Raw genomic sequence first — 21221 nt, forward strand, 5'->3', positions numbered from 1 at the left:
CGACCCTGGAGGACTCCGTGAGTGCATCCGACAACGACACCGTGGCCACGTCCGAGGCGATCTCGGACGCCCTGCTGACGCCGGCCGGCGGGAGCGGTGACCCCGCGCTGCCCGACGCCGACCCGGCGTCCTCGGACGCCGTCGTCGAGCCGATCGACGTCGAGGACGGGACCGACGAGGACGCCGACGAGGGCGGGGACGGCCTGCTCGTCCGCGAGGGCGACGTCGCCGGTGACTACCTGGAGCGACTGCTCGACATCCTCGACGTCGACGGCGACATCGACCTGGACGTCGAGGGCGACCGTGCCTCGGTCGCCGTCGTCGGCGGCCAGCTGAAGACCCTCATCGGGCCGGACGGCGCGACGCTCGAGGCGCTGCAGGAGCTGACCCGGCTGGCGGTGGCCCAGGCGACCGGCGTCCGCAGCCGCCTGATGCTCGACATCGGCGGCTTCCGGGCCAAGCGGCGGGCCGACCTTACCAGCCTCGCCTCCGAGGCGGCGGAGCGGGTCGCCGAGAGCGGGGCCCCCGAGCGCCTCGCGCCGATGAACCCGTTCGAGCGGAAGGTCGTGCACGACGTCATCGCCGCCGCTACCGGCGTGCGCAGTGAGTCGGAGGGCGAGGAGCCGAACCGGCGCGTCGTGGTCCTGCCGGACCGGTGATCGACGGGGACGGCCCGGCCGAGGAGACAGCCTCGACCGGGGATCAGGACGTTGCTGTTCCGGAAGCACCGGCCGTGGCCGCCTCGCTGTTCGGTCCTGCGGTGGACCAGGTGGGGCGCTATGTGGCCATGCTGGCGGGTGACGGTGTGGTCCGTGGGTTGATCGGGCCCCGTGAGGTGCCCCGGCTGTGGGACCGCCACGTGCTGAACAGCGCCGCACTGGCCGAGGTGGTGCCGCAGGGCAGCCGGGTGGTCGACGTGGGCAGCGGCGCCGGGCTCCCCGGGGTGCCGCTGGCGCTCGCCCGCCCGGACCTCACGCTGACACTGGTGGAGCCGATGGCCCGCCGGGTGGAGTTCCTCCAGGACGTCGTGACGGAGCTGGGCGCTCCCTGGCGGGTGGTCCGCGGGCGCGCCGAGGAACGATCGGTCGTCCGGGCGGTCGGGCCGGTGGACGTGGTCACCGCACGGGCGGTGGCGCCGCTGCCCCGACTGGTGGGCTGGTGTCGCGGGCTGCTGGCCCCGGGGACGCAGCTGATCGCCCTCGTCGGTGCGCGGGCAGCGGCAGAGGTGCCCGCGCTGGTGCCCGAGTTGGAGGCGGCCGGGATGCGGGACGTGCACACGCGGGCAGTCGGTGTCGAGCTCGGGGCTGCAGCCACTACCGTGGTGCTCATGACGCGCGCTGGCAGCTCCCGGTCCGGGCGCTCGGCAGGGTGAGCCCGTTTCACGTGGAACTCGCCGTGGCGACCGCACCCTGTTCCACGTGGAACACGGTGGTGAGGAGGACGCACCGATGACGGACCCTGGCGAGCGGCTGCGCAACAGTCTCGCTGCCGATCTGCCGGTCGGTCCCGACTTCGACAGCCCGATCGCCATGGAGGCGATGCGGGCCACCCGGGTGCTGCACGCCGCCGACCAGGAGCCGTTCCCGGCACCCGGCCGGATCCGGGTGGTCACGATCGCGAACCAGAAGGGTGGGGTCGGGAAGACGACCTCGACGGTGAACCTCGGCGTCGCGCTGGCCATGTACGGGCTCCGCACGCTGGTCATCGACCTCGACCCCCAGGGAAACGCCAGCACCGCTCTCGGCGTGGAGCACACCGTGGGCACTCCGTCGATCTACGACGCACTCGTCGGGGACAACACCCTCGCCGAGGTCACCCACCCGACGACGGCGAGCCCGAACCTCTTCTGCGTCCCCGCGACGATCGACCTGGCCGGCGCCGAGATCGAGCTGGTCTCCGTGGTGGCGCGGGAGCACCGGCTGCGGCGCTCGATCGAGAGCTACCTGCACGAGCTCCCCGCCGAGGAACGCCCGCACTACGTCCTCATCGACTGCCCGCCGTCCCTGGGGCTGCTCACGCTGAACGCGTTGGTGGCCGGGGACGAGGTGCTCATCCCCATCCAGTGCGAGTACTACGCCCTGGAAGGGCTCGGACAGCTGCTCTCGAACATCGACCTGGTGCGCGCCCACCTGAACCCGGGCATCTCGGTGAGCACGATCCTGCTCACCATGTACGACGGCCGGACGAAGCTCGCCGACCAGGTGGCCGACGAGGTCCGCAACCACTTCGGTGAGCTGGTGCTCACCGCGGTGATCCCGCGCAACGTCCGGGTGAGCGAGGCGCCGGGCTACGGGCAGTCGGTGCTCACCTACGACCCGGGGTCCCGCGGATCGACCAGTTACGTGGAGGCAGCCCGCGAGCTCGCCCGCCGGGGGGCGGCCCTGCCCGCCTCGACGGCGCAGCCGATCACCCAGCCTCCTCCCCCGCCACCGGTCCCCACGCCGGTCTACCCGCCGCCGGTGGGTGGGCCGCCGCCGCCGGCGGGCGGGCCGCCGTCGGTGGCGGCGCTGGTGCTCGGTGAGCGTGCGACGGCCCCCGCCCCGCGCGGACGGCACGCGACGTGACCCCGGTGCGCCCCATTCCCACTCCCGAGCCGCGTCTGCGGACACCGGGCATCAGCGAGGAGGACCAGTGACCAAGCGCGGCGGTCTGGGGCGGGGCCTGGCGGCTCTGATCCCCACCAGTGCACCGGCTCCCACGGCGACCCCGGCGGCTCGCGCCGCGGAGGCCGCAGAAGCAGCCGAGGTCGCCGCCACCGCGGTCGGCCAGGCCGGGGCCACCCCCGCCGGGCTGCCCGCCCGGACGGCGTCGGTGCACGAGCTCCCGGGCCGCGCCCTCGAGGAGGTCGCCGGTGTGCCCGGCGCGCAGCTGCGCGAGCTCCCGGTCGACGACATCGTCCCGAACCCGAAGCAGCCGCGGCAGGTCTTCGACGACGAGGCGCTGGAGGAGCTCACCCACTCGATCCGAGAGTTCGGGCTCCTGCAGCCGATCGTGGTCCGGGAGGCCAGCGACGGCCGCTACGAGCTCATCATGGGCGAGCGGCGGCTGCGCGCCTCGCGGGCGGCGGGTCTGGCGACCGTGCCCGCGATCATCCGGGACACCACCGACGACGCGATGCTGCGTGACGCCCTCCTGGAGAACATCCACCGGGTCCAGCTGAACCCGCTGGAGGAGGCGGCCGCCTACCAGCAGCTGCTCGAGGAGTTCGGCGCCACCCACGAGGAGCTGGCCAGCAAGATCGGGCGCAGCCGCTCCCAGGTCACCAACACCATCCGGCTGATGAAGCTGCCGGTGAAGGTGCAGACCCGCGTCGCCGCCGGCGTCATCTCGGCCGGTCACGCCCGCGCGCTGCTCGGTCTCCCCGAGGCCGAGGCGCAGGACGCACTGGCCACCCGGATCGTCGCCGAGGGCATGTCGGTCCGCGCGACCGAGGAGGCCGTCGCGATGGCGGTCGCCGACTCCCCCACCGCAGCGCGCCGTTCCGCGCGGAAGATCAGCGCCCCGGGGGTCGAGGACCTCGCCGGGCGGCTGTCGGACGTCTTCGAGACCAAGGTGAAGGTGCAGATCGGTCGCGCCAAGGGCCGGATCGTCGTGGAGTTCGGTTCGGTCGACGATCTGCAGCGGATCGTCGGGATGATGGCCCCGGACATCACCGGCCGCAGCCAGCAGGACTGACGGTGCCGGTTACGTCACAGACGTAACCAGCACCTCGTCATCCCGTGATCGGCCCCTCGGCGGCCGCTCGGGCGAGCAGTCGACCGAGCACGTCGCCGAGGGTGTAGCCGGCCGCCTCGACGGCCATCGGGAACATCGACGTCTCGGTCAACCCCGGGGAGACGTTCACCTCCAGGAACTGCACCTCGCCGTCCGGGGTGACGATCGCGTCGGTGCGGGACAGACCCGCCAGCCCCAGCACCTCGTGCACCCGCAGGGCCACCTCCGCGGCGCGGGCGGCGACCTCGTCGGAGACCCGCGCCGGGGAGTGGTACTCGGTCATCCCGGGCGTGTACCGGGAGGTGTAGTCGAAGACGCCGGACTCCGGGGCGATCTCGACCGCTGGCAGCGCCTCAGGGCCGTCCCCGAGATCGATCACCGACAGGGCCAGCTCGACCCCGTCGACGAACCGCTCCACCATCACCGTGTCGCCGTAGGCGAAGCAGCTGACCATCGCGGCCGGGAGGTCCTCGACCCGGCTGACCTTCTGCACGCCGAGCGAGGAGCCACCGGAGGCGGGCTTCACCATCAGCGGGAGTCCGAGCCGGGCCACGATGAGGTCCAGGACGGCGCCGGCACCCAGTTCCCGGAAGGTGCTGTGCGGGAGCGCGACCCAGTCCGGCGTGGAGATGCCGGCGGTGCGCACGACCGACTTTGCGGCGGGCTTGTCCCAGGCCAGTCGGCAGGCCGCGGCCGGGGAGCCGACGTACGGCACGCCGGCCAGGTCGAGCACGGCCCGCAGCGCGCCGTCCTCGCCGGTGGCGCCGTGCAGGGCGATGAAGACCGCGTCGGCCGGTGCGGCGGCCAGGCCGGGCAGCAGCTCGGCGTCGGCATCCCGCATCTCGGCCTCCACCCCCGCCCGGGTCAGCGCCTCGACCACCTGCCCACCGGAGTTGATGCTGACCTCCCGCTCGAAGGTGAGCCCGCCGGCGAGCACCAGGGCCCGCAGCGGGGTCGTCCGAGCACCGGGTGCCGCCACCGGTGCGGCCGCCTGGTCGGTCATGGCTGACGGTCCTCGCTCTGGTCGCTGTTCGCCGGCCCGATCACCGGTGGCGGGGTCGGTCGGCCGCTGGCCGGCCGGGTCGTGGCCGGGCCGACCGCCCGGAACGTCCCGGTGTCGACGGCGTCGAAGGTGGAGTGCAGGTCCAGCTCGGCCTCGATGACCCGGGCCAGTCGGCGGACGCCCTCCCGGATCCGGTCCGGCTCGGGATAGCAGTAGGACAGCCGCATGTGCTCCCGGCCGCCACCGTCGGCGTAGAAGCCGATCCCGGGCACGTAGGCGACGTGCGCAGCGACCGCGCGGGGCTGCATCAACTTGGCGTCCAGGCCGTGCGGCAGCTTCAGCCAGACGTAGAACCCGCCATCCGGCTTCGTCCAGCTGGTGCCCGGCGGCATGAGGGCGGTGAGCGACTCCAGCGTGGCGTCGCGCCGCTCGCGGTACAGCTCGGTGAAGACCTTGATCTGCTCGCGCCAGGGCTGGGTGTCCAGGTAGCGGGCCACGGCGTACTGGGTGAGCGACGGCGGGCAGAGCACCTGGGCCTCGGTCGCGAGCACCAGCTTCTCCCGCACCGCCAGCGGGGCGAGCACCCAGCCCACGCGCAGGCCCGGGGAGAAGGTCTTGGAGAACGAGCCCAGGTAGATGATCCGGTGCTCGTTGCGGGCGCGCAGGGCGCGCATCGGCTCCTGGTCGAAGCCGAGCAGCCCGTACGGGTTGTCCTCGATGACCAGCAGGTCGTACTGCTCGGCGATCGCGACGATCGCCTCGCGGCGCGGCTCGCTCAGCGTGACGCCGGCGGGGTTGTGGAAGTTGGGCACCGTGTAGAGGAACTTCACCCGGTCGCCGCGGGCCCGGCACTCCAGCAGGGCCTCCTCCAGCGCCTCGGGGATCAGCCCGTCGTCGTCCATCGCGACGTGCCGGACCTGGGCCTGGGCCGCCTGGAAGACCCCGAGCGCCCCGACGTAGGACGGCGCCTCGGCGAGGATGACGTCACCCGGGTCGACGAACACGCGGGTGACCAGGTCGAGCGCCTGCTGGGAGCCGACGGTGACGACCACCTCGCTGGGCGAGGCGTCGGTGATGCCCTCCAGCGCCATGACGTCGCAGATCCGCTCCCGCAGCCGGGGGTCGCCCTGGCCGGAGCCGTACTGCAGCGTCTGGGCGCCCATCCCCGACACCAGCTCGCCGATCATCGACCCGACGGCGTCGAGGGGCAGGGCGGTGACGGCGGGCATGCCGCCGGCGAGCGAGACGACCTCGGGGCGGCTCACCACGGAGAACAGCGCCCGGATCTCCGAGCTCTTCATGCCGTGGGTGCGTGCTGCGTACCGGTCTGCCAGCGGGTCCAGCCGCGGGTGCCGCGGGGAGACGTGCGGGGACGCACCGCTGGAGTGCGCCCCGGCCTGACCGGTTCCGACCGAGGGGCCGGGCACAGGAGGGGTCACCCCTGGAAGTCTATGCCCCGACCCCGGACCGGCCGTTCAGCCGCGGGCGGGCAGCAGGAAGGTGCCGGTGGGCGGGTCGGCGTCGGCGGGCAGGAACAGCCGCTGGACGGCGGCCACGACCGCCTGTGCGACGGTGCTGCGCAACCGGGCGTCCAGCAGCAGCAGCCGGTCGACCGGGTGGGAGAGGTAGCCGCAGTCGACCCGGACCGCGGGCATCCTGGTCATCCGCAGGATGTCCCAGGTCTTGGGGTGCGAGCCACAGTCGAGCATCCCGGTGCGGGCGATGACCTCGCGGCGCACCAGGTTGGCGAACTCCTCGCCGACCGTGGAGCTCGCGCCGGATCCGGTGCCGTAGTAGTAGCTGGCGACACCGCGGGCGTGCGCCGACCCGTGGGCCTCCATGTGCAGGGAGAGGAAGAGGTCGGCGCGGGCCTGGTTCGCGAAGGCGGTGCGGTCCTCGGCGGTCGGGTCGACGGTGCGGCCGCGGGTGAGGTAGACCGTGGCGCCGGCGGCGGCCAGGCGGCCCTCGATCCGGGAGGCGAGGTCGAACACCAGGTCGGACTCGGTGGTCTCCCCGGCCGTGTACCCGCTGTCGTCGCCCCCGTGGCCGGGGTCGATGACGATGACCCGCCCGATCAGGTGCGGCCCGGAGTCGACGAGGTAGGCGCTCTGCCGGAGCAACTGCGGCCGACCGCCGGTGACCCGGCGGCCCAGCTGCTTGAGCGCCCGGAGGGTGGCCGGACCGCACGTGCCGTCGGCGGTCAGCCCGTAGTCGCGCTGGAAGGCCCGCAGCCCCAGCTCGGTGTCGGCGCCCAGCATGCCGTCGGCCCGGCCGGCGTCGTAGCCGAGCTCCAGCAGCAGCTCCTGCAGCCGGCGGACGTCGTCGCCGCGGGTGGGCCGCTCGGGGTCGAACCGCAGCAGCCGGTCGCCCAGCGACCAGCGGGCCTCGTGCAGGGCGCGGTAGGTCTCGTCACCGACCCGGCCGTCGACGGAGAGCCCACGCACCTGCTGGAAGTGCCGGACGGCGAGCTCGGTCGCTGCGTCGTAGGCCGACTCCTCGGGCCGTTCCGGTCGCGCCGGCTCGTCGGCCAGCAGGCCGAGGGAACGGAGCATGGCCTGCACCTCCGCCACGGCGGGGCCGGTGCTGCCAGGTCGCAGGACGTCCATGCGGAGGTCGTCGCTCCTCGCTCGGGTCGGGGTGGCCGGTGGGTGACGCTGGAGACGATTGTGGCGGGTGTGCACGATCGAGCAGTGCACCGGGTTGTCCGCTGCCCCCCTCCGGGTGAGCGGCAAGCCGGAACGGACGAGGCCCGCCCGTCCGGGGGGACGGGCGGGCCTCACCGTGGTTCGGACGCCGTGGCGGGGCACGGCCTCCCGTCGGCCGGTACCCGGCCCGACGGGATCAGAGGTAGTCGGACAGGTCCGAGAGGATGGCGCCCTTGGGCTTGGCGCCGATGATGCTCTTGACCGGCTTGCCACCCTGGAAGACCGTCATGGTCGGGATCGACATGACCTGGTAGTCGCGGGCGATCTGCGGGTTCTCGTCGATGTTGAGCTTCGCGATCGTCAACTTGTCGGCGTGCTCGGCCGCGATCTCCTCCAGCACGGGGGCGACCATCTTGCACGGCCCGCACCACTCGGCCCAGAAGTCGACCAGAACGGGCTTGTCGCTGCCCAGGACGTCACTGGCGAAGCTCGCGTCGGTGACGGTCACGGTGTTCTTGCCTGCCATGGTGCTGCTCCTTGTTCAGAGGGGACGGTGCAGTCTGTGGTTCTGCGCAGTCGCTGGTTCAGCGCTCGTCGAAGGTCTCGGCGAGCCAGCGCTCGGCGTCGATCGCCGCGGCGGCACCGGTGCCGGCCGAGGTGATCGCCTGCCGGTAGATGTGGTCGACGACGTCGCCGCAGGCGAACACGCCATCGATGGTGGTGCGGGTCGTCGGGTGGTCGACCACCACGTACCCCTCGTCGTCCAGCTTCAACTGCCCGACGAAGAGCTCGGTGCGGGGGTCGTGGCCGATCGCGACGAACAGGCCGCTGACCGGCATCTTCTCGGTCGTGCCGGTGGCGATGTCGGTCAGTTCGACGGCCTCGACCGTGGTGTCGCCGTGCACGTCCGTGACCTGCTTGCCCAGCGCCCAGCGGATCTTCGCGTTGTCCTGTGCGCGCTTCTGCATGATCTTCGAGGCGCGGAGCTCCTCGCGGCGGTGCACCACGGTGACGGACTTGGCGAAGCGGGTGAGGAAGGTGGCCTCCTCCATCGCCGAGTCGCCACCGCCCACGACCACGATGTCCTGGTCGCGGAAGAAGAAGCCGTCACAGGTGGCACAGGCGGAGACGCCGCGGCCGAGCAGGCGCTGCTCGTTGTCCAGTCCGAGGTAGCGGTACTTGGAGCCGGTCGCCACGATCACCGCGTGCGCGCGGTGCACCTCGTCGCCCACCTTGACCACCTTGGGGTCGACGGTGAGGTCGACCTCGGTGACGTCCCGGGCGACCAACTCCGCGCCGAAGCGCTCGGCCTGGGTGCGCATGTCGTCCATGAGCTGGGGGCCCTGGATGCCCTCCGGGAAGCCGGGGAAGTTCTCGACCTCGGTGGTCGTCATCAGGGCGCCGCCGAACTGGGAGCCCTCGAACACCAGCGGGTGCAGGTTCGCGCGGGCGGCGTACGTGGCAGCGGTGTACCCGGCGGGACCGGACCCGATGATGATCAGGTCGCGGATCCCGTCGTGCTCCGCCGGGGGGATGGCGGGCGGCCCGTCGGTCGAGACCGCGGGACCGGGCGTCGGCTGGTTCGTCGTCACGGGGCGCACAACGGCCAGCCTAGGACGCGCATTCCCGGCCTGACCCCTCCCGGGGGGCGGTCAGCCGGCTGCGGTGACGGTGACCTCGGCCAGGTCGGCGCTGAAGCCGTCGTCGACGGGCACCAGGCCGGTCACCCAGACCAGCACGTAGCGGGTGGTGGCCGGCTCGCCGAAGGCCAGCACGTCGTCGCCGGTGAGCTCTCCCGAGGCGGCGACCGGGAAGGACTCCAGTGCGGCGTCCGGTGAGCCGCCGGTGCGCACCTCGACCGTCGCCCCGGGCTGGGTGGTCCGGAGCGCGACCCCACCGACCGTCTGCTCGCTGCCCAGGTCGTACAGGACGCCGACACCTGGCTTGAGGTTCCCGAAGTCGGCCGAGCCCCGGTAGTTCAGCGTCGACCACGCGGTGCTCACGTCACCGTCGTAGGACAGCGGGACGTCGTCGTCGTTCTCCGGCTCCCCGTCGCCGAACGGGTCGAACACCGTGGCGCCGGTGATGGGCACCGGGGCCCCGACGGCCGGGGGGGCCGCAGCCGGCTCCTCGGCCGGGTCGGCCCCTGCGGTGACGCTCGGCTGCGGCGTCGACCCGGTCGGACCGCCCTCGACGCTGCCGGCCACGGAGAGCACGTTGGTGCCGAACCACCAGCCGATGGCGACGACCAGCGCCAGCGCCAGCAGGGGCAACCCGATCACGGCCAGCCGCCGCCGGGCGGACGGCGCCGGCTCGGTGTCCGCCGGGTCGCCGTCCGCCGCGGCGAAGGTCTCGTCGAGGACGAGGTCGTCCTCGTCCTCGGCCCGGTGGCTGCCCGGTCCGGCGGAGAGCGGGCGCGGCAGGGCCGCCCCGGGCACCGGCGGGAGGCGGTGCCGGCCCATCCGGACCGGCTCCTCCTCGTCGACCTCGCGCCGAGCGGCCTCCTGCGGGCCGGTGCGCGGGCGGTCGGCGAGCAGCGACACCATCGTGCTGACGCTCGACAGGCCGGTGGCCGGGTCGGTGGAGCGGGCCCGGCGCACCAGGGCGGCGAGGTCGGTCGAGGCGATCTCGTCGGGGCGGCCGCCGGTCAGACACAGCTCCAGCAGCGCCCCGAGCGCGGTGATGTCGCCCTTCTCGGTGCCGACGGCGGCCGGCACCGACAGCAGGCCCACCAGGCCGCCGGGGCGCAGGACGACGTGCTCGGGGGTGAGGCCGCCGACGGCCAGACCCACCCGGTGGGCCTCGGCGACCCCCTCGGCCAGCCGGCGGACCACCGCACGGGCCTCCCGCTCGGACAGCGGGCCGTCGGTGGCGAGCCGGTCGGAGAGCCGGATGCCCTCGATCCACTCGTTGACGACGTAGGCGGCGCCGCCGGGCTCGCTGCGGCCGGTGCCCTCGGCGGCGTCGTAGACCATCGCCAGTGCGGGGGTGGCCAGCCCACCGGCGGTCAGCGCCCGGTTGATCCACTCGCGCGCGGCCGGGCCGCCCGGGGTGTGCACCCGCAGGGCCACGTCGCGGTTGAGCACCCGGTCACGGGCGCGCCAGGACCGGATGACCCCGGTGGGCGTCTCCTCGTCGGGCGCCACCTGGTCCAGCGGGCGGTAGCGATCGGGCAGGCCGGTTGTCGTCGACGTCACGGACGCTGCCGACCCCCTGGTCACTCTCGGCCGGGAACGGCGTCCCCGGTTCCGGCCGCGAGGCCGTCGGTCACCGTGAGCGCCCGAGTCGAGCCCGGACCCCGGCCAGGACGCCCCGGAGCTCCGGGACACCGGCCATCACGGCACCCGCGACGACCGCGCTGCCGATGACCACGGTACCGAGGACGACCGTCCCGAGCGAGCCCGGTACCGAGGTGCCCAGTGACCTGCCCGCGAGCGAGACGGCGGCCCAGCCGAGGGCCCCGGCGACGGCCGAGACGGCGCCCATCCGGAGCACGGTGGTGCCGGCCTCGGCGCTGGCCCGCACCCCGAGCTTGCGGTCCAGGGCGATGGCGCCCACGACCCAGCCGGCGACGTAGGTGGCACTCGTGGCGATCATCAGACCGGCCACGACGCGCTCCGGGTCGACCAGCACGGGCACGAGCAGCAGCAGCGGCACCCGGACGGCGACCATCGCCACCTGGATGAGCGTCGGCGTCCGGGCGTCCTTCATGGCGTAGAACACCCGCAGCTGCAGCAGCGTCACCGCCATCGGCAGCAGGCCGAACGCACCGACCGCGAGGGCGACGCCGACCTGCCGGGCGTCGGTGACGTCGGCGTTGCCGCGGGCGAAGGCCACGATGCCCACGGCTGGGCCGAGGACCACCAGCAGGGCGGTCACCGGCAGCAGCCCGGTCGCCGACAGGCGGGTGCCGAGCGAGAGGTCGGCGACGACGCCGTCCATGTCGTGCCGGGCGGCTGCCCGGCTCATCCGGGGCAGGAGGGCGGTGAGCAGCGCGACGCCGATGATCCCGTAGGGCATCTGGAACAGCAGGCTGGCGTTGGCGAACGCCATCGGCCCGAGGCCGCCGGCGTCGGCGGCCTCGTTGGCCACGATGCTCGCGACGACGACGCCGACCTGGCTCACCAGCACGTAGCCGATCACCCAGAGCCCGAGCGTGCCGGCCTCGGCCAGGCCGGTGCCCCGCAGCCCCCAGCGGGGCCGCAGCGGCACACCGTTGCGGCCCAGCAGCGGCAGCAGCACGAACGCCTGCACGGCGATGCCCAGGGTGGTGCCGATGCCGAGCAGCCAGACCTGGAAGGCGGTGATGGTGACCGGCGTCAGGTCGCCCGGCCCGGCCGCCAGGAGGAACACCGCGCCGGTGGCGATGACCACGACGTTGTTGAGCACCGGTGCCCAGGCGGGCGGCCCGAACACCTGCCGGGAGTTGAGCACCGCCGTCGCCAGCGCACCGATCCCGTAGAAGACGATCTCCACCAGCAGGATCCGGGCCAGCCAGTTGGCCAGCTCGACCTGTCCCGGGTCCTCCCGGATGCCCATCAGCCAGGTCAGCGCCGGTGCCGCGAGCACGGCGACGACGGTGAGCACGGCCAGCCCCACGGTGGCCAGGGTGAGCAGCCGCTGGGTGTACCGCACGCCGCCATCGGCGTCCCGCTCCTGGGCGGTGACCAGCAGGGGGACGACGACCGACGTCAGCACCCCGCCGAGCAGCAGCTCGTAGACGATGTTGGGCAGCGTGTTGGCCACCGTGTAGGCGTTGCCGACCAGGCCGAAGCCCAGGGCGGCGGTGAGCACCACGGTGCGCAGGAAGCCGGTGAGCCGGGAGACCAGGCTGGCGACGGCCATCGTCCCGGCCGCGCGCAGGATGCCGCTGCTGCCCCCCGAGCGGCCCTGGCGGACGTCGGTGTCCTCCGGCTCGTCCTCGAGGTAGCGGGGCACCGCCGGGATGACCGGGATGAGCTGGGTGTCGTCCGGACCCGGCACGAACCGCCGGGGCCGGGCCGGCGGCGGGACCGGGGGCAGCGCGGCCCGCCGGCGGGCGCCGTCACCGGACGCAGGGTCACCCACCGGGCGCGCTGCCGGGTAGCCGGCGGGCGGTGGTGGCAGCGGTCGTGGCGGGACCGGCGGGGCCAGGGCCTCGGGTCGGTTGCCGACCACCGGGGCCGGGACGGGGGCGGGCGGGTTGGCCGCCGAGCCGGGCTGTGCTCCCCGGTACGGCGGCGGGGGCAGTGGCGCCGGTCTCCGGGGTCGCCCGCCGGGTGTCCCGGCGCGCTGGTCCTCCGAGCCGGCCGGTGGGCCGCTCACACCGGGCTCCGGGCCGGCGGCGGACCGGCTGCCGGGTCCGGGGTCGGTGCCGGCTCGCCCCGCCGGCGGCGCAGCACGAAGCGCACCGCCCGGCGGAGGAAGAGCAGGGCCAGCAGCGCGGCGGCGCCGAGGGTGATCGCCAGGGTCACCGGCCCGTAGGCGGTGCTCCGCACCTGGAGCTGCACCGGCTCGCCCAGCGGGCCACCAGCCGGCGTGGTCAGCCGTGCGGTGACCGCGAACCCGCCGGACTGCTGGACGTCGGCCGGCACCTCCAGCGTGGTGAGCGACTCCGGCTCGAGCGTCTGCACGCCGATGTCCTCGGTGACCAGCCCGACGTTGCGCCGGCTCTGCAGGTCCAGCCGGACGTCGACGGCGAAGGGCAGGTCGTTGCGCACGGTGAGCACGAGCGGGGCGTCGGTGGAGGCGAGGGTGTAGGTCCCGTCCGCCGGGGAGACGAGGCTGACCTGCTCGCGGAGCCGGGCGACCGTGCCCTGCAGGTCGGTGACCGCGGCCTGGAGCGCCTCCGGGTCGCCCCGCCGCTGTGCGGACGCCGCCCGGGCGATCGCCGCGTCGTAGCCGGCCAGCGCCTCGTCGGCGTCGCCGACCACGGCGGCGGCGAAGTCGTCCCGCACCCCCGAGGTCTCCACGATCCCGGCCATCGTCGCGGTCGGCAGCCGGACGTCCGGGTCGGTGCCGGTGAGCTCCCCGACCTCCGCGGCCGGGCGGTCGGCCAGGGCCGCGACCGACACCGGGGCGAGCCACGGCTGGGTGGCGGTGTCGGTCATCATCGCGGCCACGGTGCCCGGGTCGGGGTCGACCCAGCGGGGCGGGGCGACGAGCACGGTGGAGGTGGCGCCGTCCGCCTGCTGGGCGTGCAGCGCGGCGAGCTCGGCCAGGTAACGCTGCTCCACGAGCCGGCCGGCCTCCGGTCGCAGGGTGGCGGCCTCGACGGCCTCGGCCAGTTCCCCGTCGGCGACGAGCGCGGTGACCGGCCCACCGGTGGTCTCCAGCACGCCGCGGGCAGCCGCCGGGTCGCCGTCGTCCCCCACCGCCTGGCTGCCGTCGGTCAGCCCGTCCTCGGCCAGCACCACGGTGCCGACGCCGCCGGTGCCCAGGGTGGTCAGGGTGCCCTCGTCGACGGTGCCGCCGGCCGGCCAGGCCAGGTCGGTGCGGGGCTGGACCCCGAGCACCTCCTCGACGACCGCGGCTCCGGCCCCGGTGGGGGTGGCGCCCGCCGCCGGCGTCGGGACGAGAGCCCCGTCGGCGGTGCTGGGCTGCCGGACGGTGCCCGCGCCGGGCAGGGCCCGCAGGAGCGCCTCGGGCTCACCGGCCGCCACCAGCGCGTCGGCGTCGACGTCGGCGTACGGCAGGGCCACCACGTCGTGGTCGGCGGCGACCCGGCGCAGTCGCTCGAGCAGCCCGGCCGCGTCCGCGGTGCCGGTGCCCTCCTCGCCGCCCGCCAGGTAGGGGCCGGCGGCCATGGCCGCCAGCTCTTCCAGCAGCGCCGGGTCGACGGCGAGGGTGACCGGCACGGCGGGCACCGTCTCGGCCGCGGTCGCACCGGTGGTGCGCGGGAGCTGCTCGATGGTCTCCAGGATGCGGTCCAGCCGGCCGCCGTCGTCCACCTGGGCCGCCAACGCGTCGTCGGTGAAGGCCCCGGTGGCGTCCCGGTGCGGACGGTCGGTGACCGGCCAGAGCCAGGCGACCTCGGTCCGGGCCTGCGGAGCCGTCTCCGAGACCGCCGGCTGCACCACGAGGTGCGTGGCCAGCTCGGCCGCCCGCTCGGTGACCCCGTCCGCGCGGGTGCCGTTGACGTTGAACAGGAGCGGGTACACGCCGTCGGCCGTGAGCTGCAGGGCCTCGGCCGGGGTCGAGTAGCTGAACGTGACGGCCTCTCCGGGCTCGAGCTCGTCGGCACCGGGCACCTCGACGAAGGGCGTGGTCGCCGCGGTGTGCTCGCCCGGCCGGCTGAGGTCGGCGGCCAGCCCGGAGCGGGTGGTCAGCACCTCGCCCCGCTGCAGCCGCACCTCCAGGTCGTCGTAGGTCTCGGTGCTGTCGTTGCGGAGGGTGGCGGTCACCTCGACGGCGGCACCGGGGGTGACGGTGCGCGGTTCCAGCCGGCTCACGGTCAGCTCCAGTGGCCGGTCGGCCGAGGAGCCGGTGGAGCTGTCGGGGTCGCCCGGCGCGGCGTGCGCGGTGCCCGGGACGCCCAGCAGGCCGGTGACGACGGTCGCGAGGGCGCCGAGCACCAGTCGACGACCGCCCTCCCGGCCGCCACCGGTCGGCGTCGTCCTCGGTGCGGAGGTGTTGGGGCGGCCGTCGGCGCGGCCGGCGACCCGCCGGGTCACGCGCTGTCGGCCAGCAGGCCGGGCGCGCGCTCGACCAGCGCGCGCTCGTCGGCGTAGGCCAGTCGTCCGCCCAGTTCGGTCAGTGGCACCCAGGCGACCTCGGTGACCTCGACGTCGGCGTCGGACAGCGCGCCGCCGATGGCCCGGAGGAGGAAGTGGTGGACCGTCTTGTGCACGCGGCGGCCGTCCGCGACGAACCAGAAGTCGATGATGCCCAGGGGGGCGACGACCTGGCCGATGATGCCGGTCTCCTCGGCGACCTCGCGGACGGCGGTGTCCTCCGGCGTCTCGCCCTGCTCGATGTGCCCCTTGGGCAGGGACCAGAGCAGGCGGCCACGGCGGTCGGTGCGGCCGATCAGGGCGGCTCTCGGCCCGGTGACCTCGTCGTCTGCGACCACCAGCCCTCCGGCGGAGGTCTCGTCGACCCGACGCAGCCGGCGGCCGGGGCGCTGCCGCCCGCCCGTTCCAGCCATGCCAGCAGGGTAGCGCGCGGCACGGCACTACCCTCGACCGTCGTGTCAACCGACCCGTCGCGTCGCGCCCCCTCCGGCCCGACCCCACCGCCCGAGCCCGTCCCCGCGGCGGTGCAGCAGACGGTGCGGGAGCTCGTCGAGGTCTCCCCCGTGCTGGTCGCCCTGGGCGAGCGGTTCACCGCCGCAGGTCACGAGGTGCACCTCGTGGGCGGTTCGGTGCGCGACGCCCTCCTGGCGGCCGGGACGGGACAACTGCTGCCCACCGGTGACCTGGACCTGACCACCGACGCTCGGCCCGAGCAGACCCTGGAGGTGCTGCGGGGCTGGGCCAGTTCCACGTGGAACACCGGCATCGCCTTCGGCACCGTCGGGGCCGAGGTGCGCGGCGAGCGGGTGGAGATCACCACGTTCCGGGCCGACCGTTACGACCGGGAGTCCCGCAACCCGGAGGTCGCCTGGGGCACCTCGCTCACCGACGACCTGGCCCGCCGCGACTTCACCGTCAACGCGATGGCGGTCTCGCTCGGGCCGGACCGCACGGTCACCGACCCCTTCGGCGGGCTGGGCGACCTGCTGGCCCGGCGGCTGCGCACCCCGGGCCGGGCGGTCGACTCCTTCGCCGACGACCCGCTGCGGATGCTGCGCGCGGTCCGCTTCGTCGCCCAGCTGGGGGTCACCCCGGACGACGAGGTGGTCGAGGCGATGACCGCCCTCGCCCCCGAGCTCGGCCGGATCACCGCCGAGCGGGTCCAGCACGAGTTCTCCCGCACGCTGCTGAACGACGCTCCCGGCCCGGCGCTGGACCTGTTCGTCTCCACCGGGCTGGCCGACGTCGTCCTGCCCGAGCTCGCCGCGCTGCGGATGGAGATCGACGAGCACCACCAGCACAAGGACGTCTACGTCCACTCGCTGACCGTGCTGGACCAGGCGATCGCCCTGGAGAAGGCGGACCCGGAGGCCGAGTCCCCCGACCTGGTCCTGCGGCTCGCGGCGCTGCTGCACGACGTCGGCAAGCCGGCCACCCGCCGGCACGAGTCCCGCGGCCGGGTCTCCTTCCACCACCATGAGGTGGTCGGCGCCAAGCTGGTGCGCAAGCGGCTGCTGGCGCTGAAGTACCCCAAGGACGTCGTCGAGGCGGTGTCCCGGCTGACCTTCCTGCACCTGCGCTTCCACGGGTACGGCCGCGGCGAGTGGACCGACTCCGCCGTCCGCCGGTACGTCACCGACGCCGGTGACCTGCTGCCGCGGCTGCACAAGCTGGTCCGTTCCGACTGCACCACCCGCAACCGGAAGCGGGCGGCGGCGCTGTCGGCGACGTACGACTCGCTGGAGCAGCGGATCACCGAGCTGTCGGAGCTGGAGGACCTGGCCCGGGTGCGGCCGGACCTGGACGGCAACCGGATCATGGAGCTGCTGGACATCCCGCCGGGCCGCGAGGTCGGCGAGGCGTGGCGCTTCCTCAAGGACCTGCGGCTGGAGCGCGGGCCGCTGGAGCCGGAGGAGGCCGAGGCCGAACTGCTCGCCTGGTGGCGGGCCCGCGGCCCGGTCAGCTGACTACGGGGTAAGCGACACCCGCAGGGCCAGCGGGGCGTCGTCGGTGCGGCGGGCCTCGGCCCGTGCCCAGCGGCTGAACGCCACGGCCGTGAGCAGGTAGCCGGCGGCGATCCCGATCAGCAGCGCCCAACTCACCCCCGAGGCCGGCATCAGGAACGCCCCGGCCAGCAGGGCCACCACGAAGGTGACGTTGAAGAGGGTGTCGTAGACGGAGAAGACCCGGCCGCGGAAGTCGTCGTCCACCGCCTCCTGCAGCGTGGTGTCGACACAGATCTTGATGCCCTGCGCGACGAACCCCAGGGTGAGGACGGCGGCCACGATCGCCGCCGGCCGGAACACCCCGCCCAGCACCAGCTGGCCGGTGCCGCCGAGCACCAGCAGGCCGACCACCCAGGCCGCCTTGCCCCACCGGCGCACCGCCCACGGGGTCACCGCGGCGGCCAGCAGGGTGCCCGCCGCGCCGGCCGCCAGGACCTGGCCCAGGCCGGCCAGCCCACCCGGGAAGAGCCCGGTGTCCTCGGCGAAGGAGTTCCGGTACAGCAGCAACGTCATGAGGGTCAGCAGCCCGTACATCAGCCGGTGCACCGCCATCACCGACAGGATCGCCGTCGCCGGGGGGTGCGCCAGCATGTGCCGGGCACCGGCCACCATCCCGTGCAGCACGTCCCGGGCGCTGACCGTGGCGGCCAGGGTCAGGTGGTCGGGCCCCAGGTGGCCGCGGGTGAAGCGGGAGACGATGGCGGAGGCCACCAGGTAGGGCACCGCCGAGGCCAGGGCCAGGCCGGCGTAACCGCCGCTCCCGGACCCGGTCAGCGCCGTCGCGCCGATGGCGACCCCGCCGCCGAGCACGGCCGCCACCGCGCCGGCCGTCGTGGACAGCGCATTGGCCGAGACCAGCGAGGGCGCATCGGTGGTGTGCGGCAGCCCGGCGGAGAGCGCGGACAGGACGAAGCGGTTGACCGAGAACACCAGCAGGCCGGCGACGTAGAACCCGGGGCCCTGGACCCCCAGCAGGATCAGCGCGGCGACCACGACCACGAGGACGGCGCGCACCACGTTGGCGACCAGCAGCACCTGCCGGCGGCTCCAGCGGTCCAGCCACACCCCGGCGAACGGACCGACCAGCGAGTACGGCAACAGCAGGACGGCGAACCCGGCGGCCACGTCGATCGGGTCGGTGGCCTGCTGGGGGTTGAAGAGCACCGTGCCGGCCAGGGCGGCCTGGAAGACGCCGTCACCGAACTGGGAGGACAGCCGGGTGGCCAGCAGCCGACGGAAGTCACCACGCAGCAGGAGGTGACGCACGGTCGTGGGCGCCTGCTGCATCCCAGCCACACTACGTCGCCCGCGGTCGGCGGGCACCCGACGTCCGGTGGTCAGGAGGCGGACGGATCAGCCCCCCTCCGGCCGGTCCCTGATGCACACTGGAGGCGATGAACCCGGTGCCCTCGTCACCCGACCCCGAGCGTCGCCCCACAGCCGGCAAGGCTGCGGGGCGGAGCAGGCGTACCGGCGTACCGGCACTGTCGGTCGGCTCGCTGGACGACGTCCGGCCGGGCTGCCTGCTGGTCGCGCTGCCGACGCTGACCGACCCGACCTTCGCCGGTGCGGTCGTCTACGTCCTGGACCACTCCGACACCGGCACCATCGGCGTCGTGCTCGGGCGGCCGAGCGAGGTCCGGATCGGTGACGTGCTGCCGGGGTGGTCGGAGCTGGCCGTCGAGCCGGGCGTCTTCCACGTGGGCGGGCCCTGCGAGGCCGACACCGCCCTGTGCCTGGCCACCCGCCGGGGCAGCGAGCCACTGCCGGCCGACAGCGGTCTCCGGGTGGTCGCCGGGGCGGTCCACCTGGTCGACCTGGACAGCGACCCGGCCGAGCTGGACGGCGAGATCGGCGGCCTGCGGGTGTTCGCCGGCTACGCCGGGTGGTCGGCCGGGCAGCTGGCCGGCGAGCTCGCCGAGGGCGCCTGGGCCTGCGTCACCGGGATCCCGGCCGACGTGCTGACCGGCGCCTCCGGGCCCGAGCTGTGGCGGTCGGTGCTGCGCCGCCAGTCCGGCCGGCTGGCCGTGCTCTCCACCGCCACGGCGGACCCCTCCGCCAACTGACGCGGCCGCCTGACCGACATGCCCGCGTGTCGACTCCCGGTGGCGGCCAGGACCTGGTAGGAATGAGCCCGCAGGAGGGGGCGACCTGGGGAAGAGGCCGCCCCCTCCTGCTCTGTCGTTCACAGGCCCAGGGCCGCCGCGATCTCCGGGTGCTCCGTGAGGCTCACCGTGTCGCCCTCGGCCGGGAGCGTGATCTCCCGCTCGCCGTGGTCGGCCAGGGTGATGGTGACGGGCACGTCCTGCAGCGTGGTGGCGTACTGCACCAGCAGCTCGCTGTCGGCGGCCACGGCGATCGTCGTCCCGGTGGGGTTCTGGAACACCGAGGCGAGCTCCCCGTTGATCGACCGGCTGCCCGCCCAGGTGTAACCGGCGAAGGACTGCGGCTCGTCCGCCGTCGTGGACGCGAGCCTGGGCACCATCTGGACCAGCACGTCCAGCAGCGAGGCCGTGCCGCCGGCCTGCGTGGTGGCGATCGGCCGGCGCACGTACGTGGCGGGTGGGAGGCCGGCCTCCTCGAGGGCCTCGGCCAGCCCCGGGACGTCGCCCTGCCAGAGGTCCTCGCCGGTGAAGAAGAGGGTGCGGGTGTCCTCGGGGCGCCCGTCGGCGTAGCTGGTCACGGCCTGGGCCCGGCCCGTCCCCTCGGTGAAGTCGATCTCGCCGGTGAGCGTCAGGACGGCGCCCTCGGCGTAGGGGGCGGTCACCTCGAAGTCGGCGCCGCCCTCCTCGCGGTCGGCGTAGAGCACCTGACCGAGGACCTCGGCCTCCGCAGAGCTCACCGGGTCGCCCGGGACCCGCTCGGCGGTCTCGTCGTCCCCGCACCCGGCGAGCAGGGCCAGCACCACCAGCAGGGAGGGCACGAGCAGTGGCGGGCGACGCAGCGGCATGCCGTCAACACTAGGAGCCGGTGCTGGCCCCGGACGCAGAACGGCCCGCACCCGGTGAGGGGCGCGGGCCGTCCGGCACGGTGGTCCGTGGATCAGCGCTCGACGTCCCCGCGGATGAAGGCCTCGACGGCGTCCCGGGCCTCGCTGTCGCTGTACTGCACGGGCGGGCTCTTCATGAAGTACGACGACGCGGACAGGATCGGTCCACCGATGCCGCGGTCCTTGGCGATCTTCGCGGCCCGGACGGCGTCGATGATGATGCCGGCCGAGTTCGGGGAGTCCCAGACCTCGAGCTTGTACTCCAGGTTCAGCGGGACGTCGCCGAACGCGCGGCCCTCCAGGCGGACGTAGGCCCACTTGCGGTCCGACAGCCACGGCACGTGGTCCGACGGGCCGATGTGCACGTTGCCCTTGCCCATGTCCCGGTCGACCTGGCTGGTGACCGACTGGGTCTTGGAGATCTTCTTGGACTCCAGGCGCTCGCGCTCGAGCATGTTCTTGAAGTCCATGTTGCCGCCGACGTTGAGCTGCATGGTGCGGTCCAGCTGCACGCCGCGGTCCTCGAACAGCTTCGCCAGCACCCGGTGGGTGATGGTGGCGCCGACCTGGCTCTTGATGTCGTCACCGACGATCGGCACCCCGGCGGCGGTGAACTTGTCCGCCCACTCCTTGGTGCCGGCCAGGAAGACCGGCAGCGCGTTGACGAAGGCGACGCCGGCGTCGATCGCGGCCTGGGCGTAGTGCTCCGCGGCCTGCTGGGAGCCGACCGGGAGGTAGCAGACGACGACGTCGGCGCCGGACTCCCGGAGCGCGGCGGCCATGTCGACCGGCTGTTCGTCGGACTCCTCGACGATCTCGCGGTAGTACTTGCCCAGCCCGTCGAGGGTGGTGCCGCGCTGCACGGTGACGCCCAGGGGCGGCACGTCGGCGATCTTGATGGTGTTGTTCTCGCTGGCGACGATCGCCTCGGAGAGGTCGCGGCCGACCTTCTTGGCGTCGACGTCGAACGCGGCGACGAACTCGATGTCGGAGACGTGGTAGTCGCCGAACCGGACGTGCATGAGGCCGGGGACCGACGCGGTCTCGTCGGCGTCCCGGTAGTACTCGACGCCCTGGACGAGCGATGCGGCGCAGTTGCCGACGCCGACGATGGCGACCTTGACCGATGCCATGAGCTGACTCCCTCCGACG

18 protein-coding genes are annotated in these 21221 nt (G+C 74.2%); 6 read left to right on the forward strand and 12 right to left on the reverse strand.

The genetic code is table 11. The features are described from left to right. Window positions 1–17 precede the first annotated feature (17 nt). The 4 genes from O2W20_RS01110 (at window position 18) to O2W20_RS01125 (ending at window position 3675) form a co-directional block, all read left to right on the forward strand. Complete coding sequence (locus O2W20_RS01110; RefSeq protein ID WP_269169910.1) at window positions 18–659, forward strand: Jag family protein; 642 nt, start codon at window positions 18–20, stop codon at window positions 657–659. Window positions 660–733: 74 nt separating this feature from the next. Next, window positions 734–1372, forward strand: coding sequence for a 16S rRNA (guanine(527)-N(7))-methyltransferase RsmG (gene rsmG, locus O2W20_RS01115; protein ID WP_269169911.1), 639 nt, complete (start codon window positions 734–736; stop codon window positions 1370–1372). A 76-nt stretch (window positions 1373–1448) separates the two neighbouring features. Then, the gene (locus O2W20_RS01120) at window positions 1449–2564 is read left to right on the forward strand and encodes a ParA family protein (protein ID WP_269169912.1); all 1116 of its coding nucleotides are present in this window, start codon (window positions 1449–1451) and stop codon (window positions 2562–2564) included. 67 nt (window positions 2565–2631) lie between these two features. Continuing rightward, on the forward strand, window positions 2632–3675 hold the full coding sequence (locus tag O2W20_RS01125) for a ParB/RepB/Spo0J family partition protein (protein ID WP_269169913.1): 1044 nt from the start codon (window positions 2632–2634) through the stop codon (window positions 3673–3675). A gap of 37 nt (window positions 3676–3712) precedes the next feature. On the opposite strand, the gene O2W20_RS01130 is transcribed toward O2W20_RS01125, so the two are convergent. The 9 genes from O2W20_RS01130 to O2W20_RS01170 all read right to left on the reverse strand — a co-directional run bounded on the left by O2W20_RS01130 (window position 3713) and on the right by O2W20_RS01170 (window position 15487). Next, complete coding sequence (locus tag O2W20_RS01130) at window positions 3713–4717, reverse strand: D-alanine--D-alanine ligase family protein (protein ID WP_269169914.1); 1005 nt, start codon at window positions 4715–4717, stop codon at window positions 3713–3715. Beyond that, window positions 4714–6156, reverse strand: a complete 1443-nt coding sequence (locus tag O2W20_RS01135; RefSeq protein WP_269169915.1) for an aminotransferase-like domain-containing protein — start codon at window positions 6154–6156, stop codon at window positions 4714–4716. The genes O2W20_RS01130 and O2W20_RS01135 overlap by 4 nt, the downstream gene beginning before the upstream one ends. A 36-nt stretch (window positions 6157–6192) precedes the next feature. Next, window positions 6193–7323 carry an N-acetylmuramoyl-L-alanine amidase gene (locus O2W20_RS01140; RefSeq protein WP_269169916.1) on the reverse strand — a complete coding sequence of 377 codons (1131 nt, stop codon included), beginning with the start codon at window positions 7321–7323 and terminating at the stop codon, window positions 6193–6195. Between the two features lie 235 nt (window positions 7324–7558). Further along, the gene (trxA, locus tag O2W20_RS01145; RefSeq protein ID WP_014743508.1) at window positions 7559–7888 is read right to left on the reverse strand and encodes a thioredoxin; all 330 of its coding nucleotides are present in this window, start codon (window positions 7886–7888) and stop codon (window positions 7559–7561) included. A 58-nt stretch (window positions 7889–7946) separates the two neighbouring features. Next, window positions 7947–8954 carry a thioredoxin-disulfide reductase gene (gene trxB, locus O2W20_RS01150; protein WP_269169917.1) on the reverse strand — a complete coding sequence of 336 codons (1008 nt, stop codon included), beginning with the start codon at window positions 8952–8954 and terminating at the stop codon, window positions 7947–7949. Window positions 8955–9014: 60 nt separating this feature from the next. After that, on the reverse strand, window positions 9015–10559 hold the full coding sequence (locus tag O2W20_RS01155; RefSeq protein ID WP_269169918.1) for a protein kinase family protein: 1545 nt from the start codon (window positions 10557–10559) through the stop codon (window positions 9015–9017). Window positions 10560–10629: 70 nt separating this feature from the next. Continuing rightward, window positions 10630–12429, reverse strand: coding sequence for a murein biosynthesis integral membrane protein MurJ (gene murJ / locus O2W20_RS01160; protein ID WP_269169919.1), 1800 nt, complete (start codon window positions 12427–12429; stop codon window positions 10630–10632). 233 nt (window positions 12430–12662) lie between these two features. Next, entirely contained in the window at window positions 12663–15014 is a 2352-nt protein-coding gene (locus O2W20_RS01165; protein WP_269169920.1) for a DUF6049 family protein, read from the reverse strand. Continuing rightward, entirely contained in the window at window positions 15011–15487 is a 477-nt protein-coding gene (locus tag O2W20_RS01170; RefSeq protein ID WP_269169921.1) for an NUDIX hydrolase, read from the reverse strand. The genes O2W20_RS01165 and O2W20_RS01170 overlap by 4 nt, the downstream gene beginning before the upstream one ends. Window positions 15488–15529: 42 nt before the next feature. On the opposite strand from O2W20_RS01170, the gene O2W20_RS01175 reads away from it, so the two are divergent. After that, window positions 15530–17041, forward strand: a complete 1512-nt coding sequence (locus O2W20_RS01175) for a CCA tRNA nucleotidyltransferase (protein ID WP_269169922.1) — start codon at window positions 15530–15532, stop codon at window positions 17039–17041. Here the strand turns inward: O2W20_RS01175 and O2W20_RS01180 are convergent, their stop codons facing one another. Then, the gene (locus tag O2W20_RS01180) at window positions 17042–18367 is read right to left on the reverse strand and encodes an MFS transporter (protein ID WP_269169923.1); all 1326 of its coding nucleotides are present in this window, start codon (window positions 18365–18367) and stop codon (window positions 17042–17044) included. Window positions 18368–18474: 107 nt separating this feature from the next. Between O2W20_RS01180 and O2W20_RS01185 the strand changes: the two genes are divergently transcribed. Next, window positions 18475–19146, forward strand: coding sequence for a YqgE/AlgH family protein (locus O2W20_RS01185; RefSeq protein ID WP_269169924.1), 672 nt, complete (start codon window positions 18475–18477; stop codon window positions 19144–19146). Window positions 19147–19265: 119 nt separating this feature from the next. Here O2W20_RS01185 and O2W20_RS01190 read toward each other — a convergent pair whose 3' ends face one another. Both O2W20_RS01190 and O2W20_RS01195 read right to left on the reverse strand, forming a co-directional pair. Beyond that, the gene (locus O2W20_RS01190; protein ID WP_269169925.1) at window positions 19266–20030 is read right to left on the reverse strand and encodes a hypothetical protein; all 765 of its coding nucleotides are present in this window, start codon (window positions 20028–20030) and stop codon (window positions 19266–19268) included. Window positions 20031–20122: 92 nt separating this feature from the next. Then, window positions 20123–21202 carry an inositol-3-phosphate synthase gene (locus O2W20_RS01195; protein WP_269169926.1) on the reverse strand — a complete coding sequence of 360 codons (1080 nt, stop codon included), beginning with the start codon at window positions 21200–21202 and terminating at the stop codon, window positions 20123–20125. Between the last annotated feature and the right edge of the window lie 19 nt (window positions 21203–21221).

The organism is Modestobacter sp. VKM Ac-2982 (assembly GCF_026967935.1).
Taxonomy (GTDB): domain Bacteria; phylum Actinomycetota; class Actinomycetes; order Mycobacteriales; family Geodermatophilaceae; genus Modestobacter.

Bases quoted from the DNA above. Each gene is read 5' to 3' on its own strand.
- O2W20_RS01120 (WP_269169912.1), top strand. From the start codon at position 1,449: ATGACGGACCCTGGCGAGCGGCTGCGCAACAGTCTCGCTGCCGATCTG.
- O2W20_RS01130 (WP_269169914.1), bottom strand. From the start codon at position 4,717: ATGACCGACCAGGCGGCCGCACCGGTGGCGGCACCCGGTGCTCGGACG.
- O2W20_RS01140 (WP_269169916.1), bottom strand. From the start codon at position 7,323: ATGGACGTCCTGCGACCTGGCAGCACCGGCCCCGCCGTGGCGGAGGTG.
- trxA (WP_014743508.1), bottom strand. From the start codon at position 7,888: ATGGCAGGCAAGAACACCGTGACCGTCACCGACGCGAGCTTCGCCAGT.
- O2W20_RS01170 (WP_269169921.1), bottom strand. From the start codon at position 15,487: ATGGCTGGAACGGGCGGGCGGCAGCGCCCCGGCCGCCGGCTGCGTCGG.
- O2W20_RS01180 (WP_269169923.1), bottom strand. From the start codon at position 18,367: ATGCAGCAGGCGCCCACGACCGTGCGTCACCTCCTGCTGCGTGGTGAC.
- O2W20_RS01185 (WP_269169924.1), top strand. From the start codon at position 18,475: ATGAACCCGGTGCCCTCGTCACCCGACCCCGAGCGTCGCCCCACAGCC.
- O2W20_RS01190 (WP_269169925.1), bottom strand. From the start codon at position 20,030: ATGCCGCTGCGTCGCCCGCCACTGCTCGTGCCCTCCCTGCTGGTGGTG.
- O2W20_RS01195 (WP_269169926.1), bottom strand. From the start codon at position 21,202: ATGGCATCGGTCAAGGTCGCCATCGTCGGCGTCGGCAACTGCGCCGCA.